The following is a 15,223-nucleotide window of genomic DNA, read 5'->3' on the forward strand; positions in this document are numbered from 1 at the left end:
CCAACAGAAAAAACCTCCCGGCTAAAAAGCCCGGGAGGTACAACTTCACTACACATTGTAGTCTAATAAATCATAGAAAAAAATCTTTCTATGGTTTAAACATCTGTTTTATATCGAATAAATTCCTGCATAATTTCCATGTATTCGTCCTTACGATCACTTATATTATCAAAGAAAACCTTGTCCGCGGCTTCAACAAGATGAATACCTTCAAGAGCCAAGCGAGTTCCTTCCGGCGTTGTTGTAATAATATTCGCACGGGTATCGGTAAGATGACGCTTCCGAGTTATCAACTCTCTCTTTTCAAGAGCACGGAGAACTTGAGAAGTAACGTTAACATCCACATTGGCAAATTGCGCAAGCTGGACCTGAGTTACTCCCTTACCCTCTGTGTCGCGTTCATTGAGCCACACACAGGCATGCAATAATACAAATTGGGGTTGTGTTAATTCCAGAGGCTCGAGCACCCTGCGTATTTCCTTTTGCCACATTGTAGTAACCTGCCATAGCAAGTATCCTGGACTTTCCTGAGCATTTTTATACCGTGAGCTTTCCATCTCAATATACCTCCATCATTACACCTTGAGCTTCATCATTTCTTATAACGCTTGTCGGAACGTATGCGTTTCAACATTGTACATTTTCAGCAGATAACATTAGCGCGAAGGAATAAATTGCTTGACCCATTGACCAAATCCATGAGGATTACGGCTCTGAATCAGGACTGTCCCTTCACCACGGAATCGGCATACTAATCCTTCTCCACTGGTCACGCTGGATAACCAGCCTTGTGAAGCCTTCTCAATGCGATAATCCATATAATTGGGCCATGCGACCAAGTGGGCATTATCCACGATCACTTCTTCACCCGCAGCCAGATTGATCGCATGGATTGCACCATAGGATGATAGGAACACTGTTCCTCGCCCACTGATCTCTATAATAAAGAAACCCTCTCCTGAGAAGAGACCTTTCTTCAAGTTTTGCATTTTGGTATTCACCTGGATGCCTTCCGTTCCGGCCAGAAATCCATCTTTCTGTACGTAGAGCGAATAGGAACCATCAAGTTCAATTGCTTCCACATCCCCCATACTGGAGGGTGACAACAGAATTTCCGCAGATCCGCCTGCAGCCGTCAATTCCTGAAAAAAGAATTTCTCGCCGCTGATCATACGTCCAAATCCGGCAAACATACCGCCTTCGGCAGATCCCTTCAATTCAACGGTTGGTGTCATGGATACCATGGCCCCGCTTTCTGCCTTGAACCGTTCTCCCCGTTGCAATTGCACTTTAAGCATCGCAAATGCACCATCATATAGAATTTCATAGTTCATGGCTTCATCAGCTCCTTATTGTCCGTGTTAAAATCATTTAACCCATTATCCTCCAACACAGAGAATTTGTCTCCGTATTCCTTAATTATATGTTGATCTCCCCAGTTACATAGGGCATTCAGAATTGGTTCCAAACTTCGGCCATATTCACTCAGTTCATACTCCACCTTGGGAGGTACCTGATTATACACAATGCGGTTCACTATCCCGTCATCTTCAAGCTCCCTTAGCTGCTGCGTTAACATTTTCTGCGTAATTGCGGGCATAATACGCTTGAGATCACTAGTCCGCTTCTTCCCGTGTGTCAGATGGCAGAGGATGACGCATTTCCATTTGCCACCGATGACTTCAAGCGTTGCTTCAACTGAGATATTATATTTCTTTCTGATCATGCTGAATGTCCTCCCTGGAATTGTTATTCATAAAAGCAATTGCTATATAGGCACTAAAAAGTACGTAGGGTACTAAAAAGTACGTACTATTCATTTTATGTCGAATAACTCATAATAGCATTTGCCGGTACGTAAATCTACATTCTGGGGAGTTGAACAAAACATGCTACAAGATTCAAAACGCAGTACCTGGGCACTGCTGGCGCTGGCAATCAGTGCGTTTGCCATCGGCACCACTGAATTTATCAGCGTTGGTCTGCTGCCCCTTATTGCAGATGACCTGGGCATTTCCGTAACGACAGCGGGACTGACCGTTACTTTATATGCATTAGGCGTAACCTTCGGGGCACCGATTCTGACCTCATTGACGTCAACGGTGTCACGCAAGACGCTGCTGCTTGCCATTATGGTTGTTTTTATCGCTGGTAACACCATGGCGGCGCTCTCGAGTGGAATTACCATGCTGCTCATTGCGCGAATTGTCTCCGCTCTAGCACACGGAGTATTCATGTCCATTGGTTCCACCATTGCGGCAGACCTGGTTCCTGCAAACCGCCGGGCGAGCGCTATTGCCATCATGTTCTCTGGTTTGACCATTGCTACAGTAACTGGCGTACCCCTGGGTACACTCATCGGTCAAAACTGGGGCTGGCGCGCAGCTTTCATTCTTATCGTTGTCGTAGGTGTTGTGGCCTTCATCGGCAACATGCTTCTCGTGCCATCCACGTTGCAACGTGGAACGCGAACTGCATTCCGAGAACAACTGAAGCTGGTGACAGGCGGACGGTTGCTGCTGGCTTTTGCCATTACAGCCGTGGGATATGGGGGAACGTTTGTGGTATTCACTTACCTGTCCCCACTATTGCATGATATCAGCGGGTATTCCGAGAAAACGGTCGCGGGAATTCTGCTGCTGTACGGGATCGCCATTGCTATCGGCAATATTATTGGAGGGAAAGCCGCCAACCGCAATCCACTCCGAGCACTCTTCTATATGTTTATCATTCAGACCGTCATTTTGGGCATACTGTATTTCACAGTTCCATTTAAGCTGGCAGCGTTACTCACCATACTCGGCATGGGTCTGCTTGCCTTCATGAATGTGCCAGGGCTTCAGATGTACGTCGTGACGCTCGCAGAACGTTATGCTCCACAAGCCAAAGACGTCGCCTCTGCCTTCAACATCGCAGCCTTTAACGCAGGTATCGCTATTGGTGCATATTTGGGTGGTGTAATCACAGATTCCATAGGTCTGATTCATACCACATGGGTTGGTGCAATTATGGTTCTGGCTGCTGTTCTTCTAACTGGTTGGGCAAGAGCACTTGATCGTAAAGATCCCTATTCCCCATCAGAGACGTAAGACAGGTTCAGTCAGAGATCAGCGTAAACACGTATCTTTCCAGTGTTGAAGCTACAACTCGGAACCGGTTTCGCCTTTTATTGTAATCTAGTATAATACGTTAATTCGAATTTAATCTACTATGACTTAATGAAGGATACTAGGATTTATCGTTTACATCGTTACTACCATTTTGATTCATAATATGAGGAGGACTTCACATGACAGCACAACATTTACAATCTACAGTAGCTTTAAATAACGGCGTTCATATGCCTTGGTTCGGACTTGGTGTATTTCAGGTAGAAGAAGGATCTGAATTAATCGAGGCTGTTAAACAAGCGATTGCTCACGGTTACCGCAGCATTGATACAGCCGCTATCTATGGCAATGAATCCGGTGTAGGACAAGCCATTGCTGAGGCATTGAAAGAGAATAATCTGAAACGTGAAGAACTGTTCATTACGTCTAAAGTGTGGAATGCAGACCTCGGATATGAGGAAACTCTTTCTGCTTTTGATGTCACGCTGAACAAACTGGGACTGGAATATCTGGACCTGTATCTGATTCACTGGCCAAAAGAAGGCAAATATAAAGGCGCATGGAAAGCGATGGAGCAGCTGTACAAAGCAGGCCGCATTAAAGCCATTGGCGTCAGTAACTTCCAGATTCATCACCTTGAAGATCTGTTGCAGGATGCTGAAGTGAAGCCAGCCATTAATCAGGTGGAGTACCACCCTCGTCTGACTCAAGCTCCGCTCAAAGCGTTCTGTGAGAAAAACGGAATTCAATTGGAAGCTTGGTCCCCGCTGATGCAGGGTCAACTTCTGGACAACCCGGTCCTGACCGAGATTGCCACTGCGAAAGGTAAATCGGTAGCACAAATCATCCTGCGCTGGGACTTGCAGAACGGTGTTATTACTATTCCGAAGTCTACCAAGGAAAAACGTATCGTTGAGAACTCTTCCATCTTCGACTTTGAATTGTCCAATGATGAGATGGAGCGTATTAGCGCTCTGAACGAAGATGTTCGCGTTGGACCTGACCCGGACAACTTTGATTTCTAATTGAAGATTCTAATTATGTCAGTATAAAATTCCAGATAAAATAAGTAGGGCAAATCCATGTTGGAGCCTGCTTTGACATACCATAGCCAAAAACCACCGGATCAAGATCCGGTGGTTTTTGATCTTCCCTTTTCTTATCAATTTCTGTTTAACGCCGAGAAACAATCCATGTGTCATATTCTCTTTCCATTAACTAAGCTCGCCAACACTACACGCTTCAATTAAAAATGTTGTATTTCAATTTTTAACTATTGAAGCTGCCACAAGGCAGGAACGTTGGATGGTTCCCACCCTGCCAAGGAGGTGTGGGGCTGCAAACATTTATACGTCTTGCCGTTATATGTGACCAATTGTCCCGCAGTATAAGCTGTGTTGACCTGCCATGCGGATACACCAGGATTCGTCGTTTCGGCGGCTGTCTTCACACTTACCGCGTTGCTCGCTGCAGATACGTTGCCTGCCGCATCCTTTGCTTTTACTGTAAATGTATACGAGGTATCCGCCGTAAGCCCGCTAATCGTTGCGGTCGTACCGGTTACCGTTGTTGCCAGTGTCGTTCCGTTGTACACGTCATAACCCGTTACACCCACATTGTCAGTGGATGCCGACCAGCTCAGCGTTATGCTGGATGTCGTTTGCGCGGTGGACACAAGGTTCGTTGGTGCAGTTGGTGCTTGCGTATCGCCTCCCGGCTGAGCCGTTGTGCTTACGGTTACAGCATTACTGGCTGCAGACAGATTACCTGCCGCATCTTTTGCTTTTACCGTGAAGGTATATGAGGTACCCGCTGTAAGTCCACTAATTGTTGCTGTCGTTCCGGTGACGGATGTCGCAAGATTAGCGCCATTATAGACGTTATAACCGGTAACGCCTACATTATCCGTTGAAGCATTCCAGGCTAGCGTCACCGAGTTTGCTGTCACGCCTGTCGAACGGGCATTCCCGGGTACGCTTGGTGCTGTCGTATCTACTGGAGGCACTGTGCCTCCGGTAGGCAGATCGGCTTTCAGTTTGTTTTGAAGTGTTTTGTTACGGTCACCGCTGAGCTCCCAGAACATCGCTCCGCCGAGTCCTTTGCTCTTGATATAAGCCGTTTTATATCCAATGGACTCCGCATCGTCATAACTGATAAAGCGCTTGTTGGACGCATTATAGAGATATGGCACTTTGGCCGTGTCATTCCAGTAACGTGTATACCCGTTTTTGTTGATGTAATTGGCTTCCAGATCATAGAAGTCAAAGGAGCCTGCTTCCCATGTTCCAACGGAAGAACCACCCGTACACGTCTGATACTGGCCGTTGCCTGCTTGTGCGCATCCATCCCAGCCACGACCGTAGAATGGAACACCAAGCACGAGTTTAGCGGCCGGTACGCCTGCATCCAGATGCCCTTGTGCTCCGGCTGCCACATTAAATGCATTGGCATCTGGCACGCCAGCAGCTGAAGCCGCAGGATCATAATTCAATGGCGCATTATGTGCGCTGATTTTTTGCCAAGCGCCGTTAAAATCGTATGTCATAATGTTAATCCAGTCGACGATGGCAGCAATTTTTGCAAGCTCCGTATTGGCAGCATAGGTTGCAGACGCACCGCTTGCAATCGTAAGCAGATACTTCTTGCCGTCCACAGTTCCCGCCGCATCCAGCTTTTCACGGATTTTGCTCAAGAGCAATGTGTAGTTTTGCTTATCTTCAGGACGTTTGCTGTTACCATCGAGTCCGCCTGATACCGGGTACTCCCAGTCCAGATCTACCCCATCAAAATTGTACTTCCGTAGGAAGTCTACGGCAGAGTCAGCAAAGACCTCTCGGGTTGCAGCAGTCGCGGCTACATCGGAGAAGCGGTTGGACCACGTCCATCCACCAACGGAGATGATGGTCTTCAGGTTAGGATTGGTTTGTTTCAGCTTGTTAAGCTGATTGATATTGCCTGCAATGGGCTGATCCCACGTATCCCCAGCAAATGTCTTGCCCGTATCGATCCATGGATCGCCGAGCACGATTGTTCCGTTCGGTACATTGATCGTTTGGCTTTTTTCATTCTGACAGGTCCAGGTTACAGGATTGGGTCCCGAAGGGTCCGGATTTCCATGAATGCCGTTCCAGCAAATATCAGCAAATGCATAGTTGATATGTGTCACTTTGGTCGGATCGATGTCAGCTACATTATAGTTTCTCCCGTACGCAGCCCAGGACGGATAGTAACCAACAATTTTATAAGAATCTGCTGCTTCGGCCGTAGCAGGTTGGAGCGCAAAGGAAGGTACGATGACGGATAAGAGCAGGGACAGACCAAGGAAAAACTTTGCAGTCTTCTTAAATACAGTGTGTTTATTTGAATTTATCATTTAATACACAACCTCCTCTGTCTTTTGCGTGCTAAATCCATTCAGGAATGGACGATGTGCGTTCGAGAACTGGTTATTCGTATACGCGTCCCAGTTGATTGACCAGGTCATGATGCCTTTGAGTCCGGCATAGCCCGCCGGCTGGCGCAAGGTATAGGAACCGCCGTATGATACTCCTTTGATCAAATAATTCAATGCCTTTTGCAGCTCAGCTGGCGCCGTATAGCCGCCTCCAGCCGCCTGCTGGGAAGCTGGTACGCCAATCGCAATCTGGTCCGGACGCAGAGGGCTAAAGAATGGACCCGAGCTTCCACCTACGTTAAACCCTTGAAGCAGCATTTCGGCCATGGCGACATGGAAATCGGCTGTCCCTTGAGCGTAAGAACGTCCATCCAGCCCCACCATCGAACCGGTGTTATAGTGCTGCACATGAAGCAGGGACAGGTCATTGCGCAAGGCATGAATCACTGGAAGATACGCCCCCCAAGGACCACCATAGTTCAGATATCCGCCCTGTACGTAGGCCGTTTCCGGTGCAGCGGTCAGGACGAAATTGGCACCAAAGTGTGATTTAAGCGCTTTCACGCCGTTAATCAGGTTAACGATCTTCGGAGTCGTTGGACTGCGAAAGTCGGTATCGCCCGCATTTAAAGACAGGGAGCTTCCTTCAAGATCGATGTCGAGACCATTGAATCCGTAAGTCGAAATAATGGATTTAAGGGAATCCTCGAACTGTTGTCTCTTGGTCGCATCTGTGAGCTCAATTGTGCCATTGGCTCCTCCCATAGATATCAGTACCTTCTTCCCTTGGCTTTGAAGGTACGCAATGTCCGACTTGAACTCTTCTACCGTAGCGTTATACGGAGTAAAAGCGAGTGTTCCGCTGCCGGGTGAAATCGGCTCGGCAAAGGAGACATTAATAACGTCATAGGCTGTTGACACGTTGCGCAGTTTAATGTTGGTAGAACCATTATCGAAGTTGTGCCAGTAGCCGATCAGCCATTTGCTGCCGCTAGGCCCAGGATTCGAAGATCCGGTGGAAGTGGTAACGCTGAGAGAGGTGCTTGCTGCGGACAGATTGCCTGCTGCATCTTTTGCTTTGACTGTAAAAACATATGTGGTGCCGGCTGTCAGTCCTGTTACTACAGCCGTAGTCGTTGAAGTGTTCGCCGCGAGAGTACCGTTCCGGTACACTTCATATCCGGTTACACCTACATTGTCCGTGGATGCGTTCCAGGTAAGATTGACCGATGTCTCCGTGACGAAGGATGAGGTTAAACTTGCAGGAACGGAAGGTGGTGTCGTATCTGGAGTTGGAGTTCCTCCTCCCGTACCTTCCCCCACGTATTTCCACAATGCAGGAACATTTGAGGGCTCCCATCCGGTCAAAGCCGTATGGGGCTGAATACATTCATAATCTTTATTTAAATAGGTTACTAGATCTCCTTGTTTGTATGCGGTGCCTGCCTGCCACTGGGCAGCGGCGTCTGCTCTTGGTGCAAACCACGTAATAATCAGAAGAAATGCCAAAGCGAATGTAATGACCGGGCGGAATCGAACAGCTTGATTCAAGCAAAATCCCTCCTGTATTCAGATTATTTTCACCTTGCAAACAAAGCTTCACTGGTGCACTTACATGTGATCCGCAATCTTAGAGCTTATAAAGCCGTCTGACGATGAGTATCGTTTCACTCCCTTTCTTTATCAAAATGGACCTTCCCTCTCGTTTTCTTTTTTTTGCAGACATCATCCAAATTTACAGGGAATTTACAGATCCTCACCCTGTATTTAATCAGTAAAATGCAATTGAGATAAGGGATAAATTATTTCTATGGGGGGCGAAAAATGTAATATACCGCGCAAAAAGGCCGTCTATCAGGTCATTAAGAGACTTGATAGACAGCCTTTTTTATTTTCATTTTATAAATTAACGGATGTATTCCTAAGTTTGTTTTAACTTCGAGGAGGATAGTTCAAATGACAACATACCTTCGAAAGGTTGCCACCCATCATTACCAGATAAAATAACAGGAACAGTATATTCGGACGCTTCCTGATCACTGAGTATTTTCGCCCACGGAACTCTCCCCATCACACTTCCTGCACCAGGTCCGGCACTATGATATTCAACGTACGCAACTGTTGCTTCCGCATCGGTCTTGTTCCAGTTATGCCAGCCCTCCTGCTTCACATGTGCCCCCATCCAGCAGTTCAGGAAACAGACTTTGGCATGATTACGCCACGGTCTGCCTAAATATACGGACTGAGCGGGGGCGTTGCTGGTCAGGTCACAATCGATAAACACATAGCCATATCGTGCGCCCTCTGGTGTGGAAGCAGCCGTGATCCAACCATTCACTTCTCCCTCTGCAGCAGCATCACTCAACCGATTCTTCGCAAAGATTTCACAGCCCTGGAACACTGCCGTAGCCGAGCCAAAAATAAAATCGACATCGCCCTCAATGTAACAATCTTCATAATATTGGCGCAGCTTCCGCCGCTCTGCCCCGTCACGCGGTCCCCCGAAGAAACTCCGGTCAATCGGCTGCTCGGGCAATGGTCCGGTAAAGATCGTGTCCTGGTGACCTATAAATCGGCAATGCCGGAAGGCTGCCCGATCCCCATCCACATATACAGCCAACGCCTGACCCACCTCACGACCAGGCCCAGCCGAGTTGATGAAGGAAAGTCCTTCAGCGGTGAAATCATCTGCACCAATAAAGGCCGTGTACGAATGAAAGGTATGATACAACTCCCCGTTCGGGAACTTCTTGAGCGCATAATCATCATACGTGATGATAGTCTGATCGACTCCCGCACCAACGAGGTGGACCATCGGCTTCTCGATGTGCAGTTTCTCAATATAGGTGCCTGGCTTTATGCGAATCGTATACTTTTCAGTGCATTCTGCCGGAATCGCATCAATGGCAGCCTGAATAGTGGGAAAATCGCCGCTTCCGTCTGCAGCAACCAGGTAACCATTCCTGTACAGGTCCACATCTGATCCATGTGACAGAGGTTTGTTCATGACAATCGCTCCATTTCCAGCGCGGCCAGCAGGAGTGGCGCCATGCCCATGAACGAGTCACTCACAATCTGCTCGCCGACATAATAACTGTATGAACCATCCCGATCCAGACTGAGCCCTGCCCCGTGACAGATCGCGTTCAGCTTCACGCCTTCCTCCGTTTCTTCCATCAAACGGGACGTCAGTCCATGCCATCCCTTCTCTGCGGCCTGCCTGAAATGCGGCTCAAGGTAGCGCAAGCGAACGCCCTTCGCCATGGCATACACAAACATGCTTGAACCGGAAGCTTCCAGATAATTGCCCTTGCGGAATCCCTGATCCAGCACCTGGAACCAGAGCCCGCTCTCCTGCTCCTGTACACGTACCAATGCATTACACATGCGCTCGAAGATGCCAATGATTGTGCCCCGTTTCGGATGATGAATCGGAAAGTGCTCCAGACTATCCACGATCGCCATCGCATACCAGCCCATCGCCCGGCTCCAGAAGTGTGCGGAGCATCCGGTTACGGAGTCGGCCCAGATCTGCTCCTTCGATTCATCCCAGCCATGATAGAGCAGACCCGTGCGCGGATCACGCGTCTTGCTTTCGATTAGCAAAATCTGATGAGCCACTTCATCCCACAGATCAGGCCGGTCAAATATCTTGGCATATTGCGCCAGAAAAGGCGACGACATATACAATCCATCCAGCCACATCTGGAACGGATAGATTTTTTTGTGCCAGAATCCGCCCTCCGACGTTCGGGGCTGTCCTGCGAGCTGGGCGGCGAGCAGATGCGCAGCTTCAGCGTACCGCTGATCCCCTGTGGTATCCAGCAGTTCGAACAGGTTCTTGCCCTGATTGATCTGATCCAGGTTGTACTCTTCCAGGGAATACGTTCCGATGGAACCATCCTCATGAACATACAGATCCATATGTCTTTTCATAAAAGAAACATACTCGTCCTTGCCGTATTGCTTGCCAGTGCGTGACATCGCCATTAACGTCATCCCCTGAACATATGCCCAACGTTCCGAAGGAAACACATGATAGCCCTCTCCATCGCATTGCTGGTAAATCATCTCCGCTATTCGCTCCGACCAAGATAACTGCGTCTGTACCTGCATAAAAGAACCCTCCCTGGACCTTGAATGTTGTACTCAGCCTATCATTAATACTCAGACACCTGCTGCCGACAAATCGCCGTCGAGTTGCGATGATTCAGCTTCGGTTGGATAATCACCGGATAGTCCACCTGCTCATCACGGATCAACGATACGATCAATTCTGCTGCCTGTGCTGCCAGTTCATCCAGTGGTGGGCCAATAGTTGTTAGCGCCACCTCGGCATACTGCATATCCGGCAGATCATCATAACCGATTAACGAGATATCATTTGGCACATTGTAGCCAGCTTCCAGCAAAGCCCGCAATGCACCTCGAGTTACCAGGTTGTTCAAGCCAATAAATGCCGTTGGTGAATCAGGTTCAAACGTATAATTCCGAATGGCAAAATACCCGTCCTCCCAAGAGGAATATGCAGGCAGCACATGGCGTTGATCAAAATTAAGGCCTGTGCGCAACAACGCTTCCCGATACCCTTCAAGCTTGATATTTTGGGAGTTTCCAATGAAACCAATTCGGCTATGGCCCAGTGATTTCAGATGCTCAACCGCTTTGTATATACCTTCTTTCCGGTCAATCTTGATGTAAGGGGAATTCGGGGCTTCATCTGTACCAAGCACAAAACATGGCATGTTGAGTGTCGCGAATTTTTTCCAGAAGGCATCCCGATTGTCCAGAGCATAATCCCACAGGATACATCCATCCACGCGAAGCTGGCTGAAGACATCCAGCCCATCATCCGCGACGACCAAAATCATCTGGTATCCCCGCTTCTTCAGCTCCGCGTGCAGATTGCCCGAAATATTCGAGAACAGCGGATTGCTCAGTTCATCAAGAACAAAGCCGATAATGTTACTTCTGCCGGTGGAAAGCTGCTGTGCCATAATGTTTTTTCGATATTGATGCTTCTCCGCAACCGCGAGCACCTTCTGCCGCGTCGCCGGTTTGATGCGGGGATCACCGTTTAGCGCCTTGGATACCGTGCTGTAGCTCACTCCCGCCAGTTTGGCAATGTCCTTAATGGTTATCAAAATCAATCAACACCTCTCAACCCTTGGGAAGCTTATTGCTGTGCAGCCTTATACCGGTCATATTGCGCCTGTCTGCCGGCAATAACCTGCTCAATGTTCATTTTTTTCAAAGTCTCAATATAACTGTCAAACTGATCCAGACTAGCATCTCCGCTTATAAATTTGAAGTTCATCTCTTCCACATATGTCGTAATATCCGGCATGGACATGCTCTCTACACTCGCCTCATCTGGCAAAGCATATACAAATGGGAACGGTTCGTGGATGTAAGGCTCCAATTCCTTGTCGAGCTTGGCATGCCATTCGGCCACAACGGAATCCGCCGAATCGGTAGACTGAATGTTCGGTAGATTCACGGGACCAATGCCGAGTTTCTGGATATAGTCATTATCTTTGCCTTTGTCCGTGAATGTCTTCACGCCATTCTCTTCGGTGTACGTATCGTCCTTGATTCCCCACGTATAATACGTCTGCGCTTCTTCACTAACCGCATAATCCAGGAAACGGAAGGCGAGCTCCGGATTTTTGCTATCTTTGGAGATTCCAAAAATTCCACTCACAGGCGTACGTCCAATATAAAACTGGTCTCCATGCGGTCCTTTCAGTGGCAGAATGCCTTTAAAGATGGGCTCCACCGGATCGTAATCTTTGAACAACGGACTGTAGACCATCGACATGTACCAGCTAAAATTAAACGTGGCTCCGGTTACATCCTGCGAGATGCGAGAGGTCACCTGATCACTTGTGGTACTGGCATAGTCCACCCCGAGCAGTCCTTCTTTGTACAGCCCGTTCAGGTATGTGAGATATTCCTTGTAGGCAGGCTCATAATAGCTGAAATGTACCTTACCCTGGTCATCCGCATAGAACTGATTGGACAGATCAAGACCAAAAGCAGGACCAAATGCCATCGGCACAAACTTGGATTCCATGGACAACGGTATTTCATCCGCCTTGCCGTTACCGTTCGGGTCGTCTGTCTTGAATTTGCGCAGCATCGCTGTGAACTCATCCAGTGTCGCAGGTTCGTTCAATCCCAGCTTCTTCAGCCAGCGTTCATTCACCATAAACAAGGGCATGTAGTTTTTCGTAAGCGTTTGCTGCGGAACATAATACATTTTACCATCAGGCGTCGTTAAACTGGCTTTGACGGAGGGGGATTTGTCGTATATTTTTTTGAGATTCACACCATACTTCTCCACCAGGTCATTCAGCGGAATAAACAGACCACTGTTAATGTATTTCATGAGCTTATCCTGATCCGGCAGATAGACGATATCTGGCAATCCTGTTCCTGCCGCAAGCCTTGGATTCACTGCATCTGCATAATTCTGCGGCGGAATGAGATCCCAATCGACTGTTACCCCGGCATTACTCTCAATTTTCTTCACAATTCCCGCAGTTGAGAGATCCACATTGGTCGTCCATGCGTTGGTCCCGAGAATCGACAGCTTGGCATCTTTCTGGTCCGTTACCGGACCTGCCCCTGTGTAGTTGAACGCTGGCTCCGAGCTTGGTGAAGCACTGCCCTTATCTCCCCCTGCTCCTGTACTACTGCTGCATCCGGCGAGACTGATAGCAAGAATCACCGCGAGAACACTTTTTATTCCGGCCCCTCTGATTATCATCCGTTATTCCTCCTTATTATGAACAACCTTGGGTAATGCATGGTGACGATAAGGCTATCCTTTCACGGCTCCGAGGGTAATCCCTTTGACGAAGTACCGCTGGATAAAAGGGTAGATCGTAACGATTGGCAGAATGCTGACCACAATCGACACATACCGAACCTGAAGTGTGGACACCGCGAGCGCGCCCGTGGTCATTGTGCCGCCCATTTTTTGCATGACCTCCGGTGATGCCATGATCAGCACCCTGCGCAGGAACATTTGCAAAGGCTGCATATCCTGTTTGCCCAGATATAACAGGGCTGAGAAGAAGTTGTTCCAGTGGAATACGGCGTAATATAACGTCAGCACGGCAAGCGTTGGCTTGATAATGGGTATCGCCAGACGATACAGCATCGTCAGTTCATTGGCCCCGTCTATGCTTGCACTTTCGAAGATTTCATTCGGAATTCCCTCAAAGGCTGAGCGGCAGATCATGACATTAAACGTAATGACCAGCACAGGGAGCACCATTACCCAGCGGGTGTTATATAGCCCCAATGACGTAATCAGCATGTAAACCGGGATGAGTCCACCCGAGAAATACATGGTGAAGGCAATGAAAAAGTTTAGCTTTCTGCGCAGGAAAAATTGCTGCCTGGATAACGGAAATGCTGCGAGGCACGTAGCAACAATATTCAGGAGAGTACCTATAACGGTGTACCACAGGGTGTTATAGAAGGACACCCACAACTCCCGGTATTGGAGCACCATTTTGTACCCGGACAAAGTGAATCCTACCGGCCACAACGCAACCTTTTGTTTGTCGATCGCATCAACTGAGCTGAATGAAATGCTGATCACGTACAGAAAAGGATACAGCGTAACGACGACTGCCAATATGGTCAGCAGGTAGACAAATCCATAGAATAACTGGTCACTTCTTGATTTTTGCATACAGGTCTCCTTTGGGTCGGGATGTGGTCTTACCAGAGTGACATCTTGGTCAGACGCCGGGTCATCGTATTAGCCGCGAACACAAGCACAAAGGTGATAATAGAGTTGAACAGGCCGACGGCTGTCGCAAATCCGTAGTTCTGTCCTTCAATCCCCATCCGGTACACGTAGGTAGATAACACGTCTGCAGTCTCATAGGTAGCGCCGTTATAGAGCAGATATACTTTCTCGAAGCCTACACTCATAATGCCGCCAAGCGACAGGAGCAGCAGGATGACAATCGTTGGCTTGATGCTGGGAAGTGTCAGGTGCCATAGCTCTTGGAATTTGTTGACGCCGTCAATTTTGCCGGAATCGTACATTTCGGGGTCAATGCCCATAATGGCCGCAATGTAGATGATGGAGCTGAAGCCAAAGCTCTGCCAGATATCGGAGCTGGTGAATATCGTTCGGAACCATCCGGCATCCATCATGAAGTTCACTTTCTCCATACCGAGCTTGGCAATCAGGGTGTTCACGATCCCGTCCGTGGGTGACAGGAAGTTAATAATCATGCCCGCGACAACGACGGTCGAGATGAAATGCGGAAGGTAGGTGACGGTCTGGGCGAACCGCTTGAACGTCTGATTCTTGATTTCTACAATACAGACGGCGAACAGAATGGGGATGGAGAAGCCAAACAGGAGCGGCAGGAAGGCGAGCAAAAACGTATTGCGCAGCAGCCTCCAGAAGTAGATGGAATTCACAAACTGATCAAACCACCTTAGGCCCACCCATTCCCCGCTGAACATTCCCTGCCCAGGCATGAAATTGCGGAAGGCCAGCAGCATACCCGGCATGGGAACATACATGAAGATGACGTAATACAGAAAAATGGGTGAGAACATCAGCAGCAAATACTTATCCCGTTTGATCAGGCTGAACAGCGTGGACATGCGATTCTTCACCTTTTAGACTCCCCTTCGCATTAAAATTACAACGTTTGAATTTTTGGGCATAAACATACCACTT

At 48.3% G+C, this 15,223-nt stretch carries 13 protein-coding genes; 2 read left to right on the top strand and 11 right to left on the bottom strand.

The features are described 5' to 3' along the window. Positions 1-95: 95 nt before the first annotated feature. The 3 genes from HP548_RS13230 to HP548_RS13240 all read right to left on the bottom strand — a co-directional run bounded on the left by HP548_RS13230 (position 96) and on the right by HP548_RS13240 (position 1,726). A complete protein-coding gene (locus HP548_RS13230; protein ID WP_099857938.1) occupies positions 96-557 on the bottom strand; it encodes a MarR family winged helix-turn-helix transcriptional regulator in 462 nt (153 codons plus the stop codon). Positions 558-656: 99 nt separating this feature from the next. After that, positions 657-1,334: a TIGR00266 family protein gene (locus HP548_RS13235; protein WP_076287331.1), complete on the bottom strand. Its 678-nt coding sequence runs from the start codon at positions 1,332-1,334 to the stop codon at positions 657-659. Further along, positions 1,331-1,726, bottom strand: a complete 396-nt coding sequence (locus HP548_RS13240; RefSeq protein ID WP_063567750.1) for a winged helix-turn-helix transcriptional regulator — start codon at positions 1,724-1,726, stop codon at positions 1,331-1,333. Before HP548_RS13240 ends, HP548_RS13235 begins: the two co-directional genes overlap by 4 nt. Positions 1,727-1,889: 163 nt before the next feature. Between HP548_RS13240 and HP548_RS13245 the strand changes: the two genes are divergently transcribed. Both HP548_RS13245 and HP548_RS13250 read left to right on the top strand, forming a co-directional pair. Then, positions 1,890-3,089, top strand: coding sequence for an MFS transporter (locus HP548_RS13245; RefSeq protein WP_175381929.1), 1,200 nt, complete (start codon positions 1,890-1,892; stop codon positions 3,087-3,089). Positions 3,090-3,289: 200 nt separating this feature from the next. Further along, positions 3,290-4,135 (top strand): aldo/keto reductase, encoded by an 846-nt coding sequence (locus HP548_RS13250; protein WP_175381930.1) that lies wholly within the window; start codon positions 3,290-3,292, stop codon positions 4,133-4,135. 248 nt (positions 4,136-4,383) lie between these two features. Here the strand turns inward: HP548_RS13250 and HP548_RS13255 are convergent, their stop codons facing one another. The 8 genes from HP548_RS13255 to HP548_RS13290 all read right to left on the bottom strand — a co-directional run bounded on the left by HP548_RS13255 (position 4,384) and on the right by HP548_RS13290 (position 15,159). Next, the gene (locus tag HP548_RS13255) at positions 4,384-6,483 is read right to left on the bottom strand and encodes a glycosyl hydrolase family 18 protein (RefSeq protein WP_175381931.1); all 2,100 of its coding nucleotides are present in this window, start codon (positions 6,481-6,483) and stop codon (positions 4,384-4,386) included. Then, positions 6,484-8,055, bottom strand: a complete 1,572-nt coding sequence (locus tag HP548_RS33725) for a chitinase (RefSeq protein WP_217504701.1) — start codon at positions 8,053-8,055, stop codon at positions 6,484-6,486. Positions 8,056-8,425: 370 nt separating this feature from the next. Further along, entirely contained in the window at positions 8,426-9,511 is a 1,086-nt protein-coding gene (locus HP548_RS13265) for a pectinesterase family protein (RefSeq protein WP_175381932.1), read from the bottom strand. After that, the gene (locus HP548_RS13270; RefSeq protein WP_175381933.1) at positions 9,508-10,620 is read right to left on the bottom strand and encodes a glycoside hydrolase family 88/105 protein; all 1,113 of its coding nucleotides are present in this window, start codon (positions 10,618-10,620) and stop codon (positions 9,508-9,510) included. Before HP548_RS13270 ends, HP548_RS13265 begins: the two co-directional genes overlap by 4 nt. Before the next feature lie 44 nt (positions 10,621-10,664). Next, entirely contained in the window at positions 10,665-11,648 is a 984-nt protein-coding gene (locus HP548_RS13275) for a LacI family DNA-binding transcriptional regulator (RefSeq protein WP_175381934.1), read from the bottom strand. Positions 11,649-11,680: 32 nt separating this feature from the next. Further along, on the bottom strand, positions 11,681-13,276 hold the full coding sequence (locus HP548_RS13280) for an extracellular solute-binding protein (protein ID WP_175381935.1): 1,596 nt from the start codon (positions 13,274-13,276) through the stop codon (positions 11,681-11,683). Positions 13,277-13,330: 54 nt separating this feature from the next. Next, the gene (locus HP548_RS13285) at positions 13,331-14,212 is read right to left on the bottom strand and encodes a carbohydrate ABC transporter permease (protein WP_175381936.1); all 882 of its coding nucleotides are present in this window, start codon (positions 14,210-14,212) and stop codon (positions 13,331-13,333) included. Between the two features lie 29 nt (positions 14,213-14,241). Further along, positions 14,242-15,159, bottom strand: a complete 918-nt coding sequence (locus HP548_RS13290; protein WP_063565906.1) for an ABC transporter permease — start codon at positions 15,157-15,159, stop codon at positions 14,242-14,244. Between the last annotated feature and the right edge of the window lie 64 nt (positions 15,160-15,223).

The organism is Paenibacillus taichungensis, from assembly GCF_013359905.1.
Taxonomy (GTDB): Bacteria; Bacillota; Bacilli; order Paenibacillales; family Paenibacillaceae; genus Paenibacillus; species Paenibacillus taichungensis.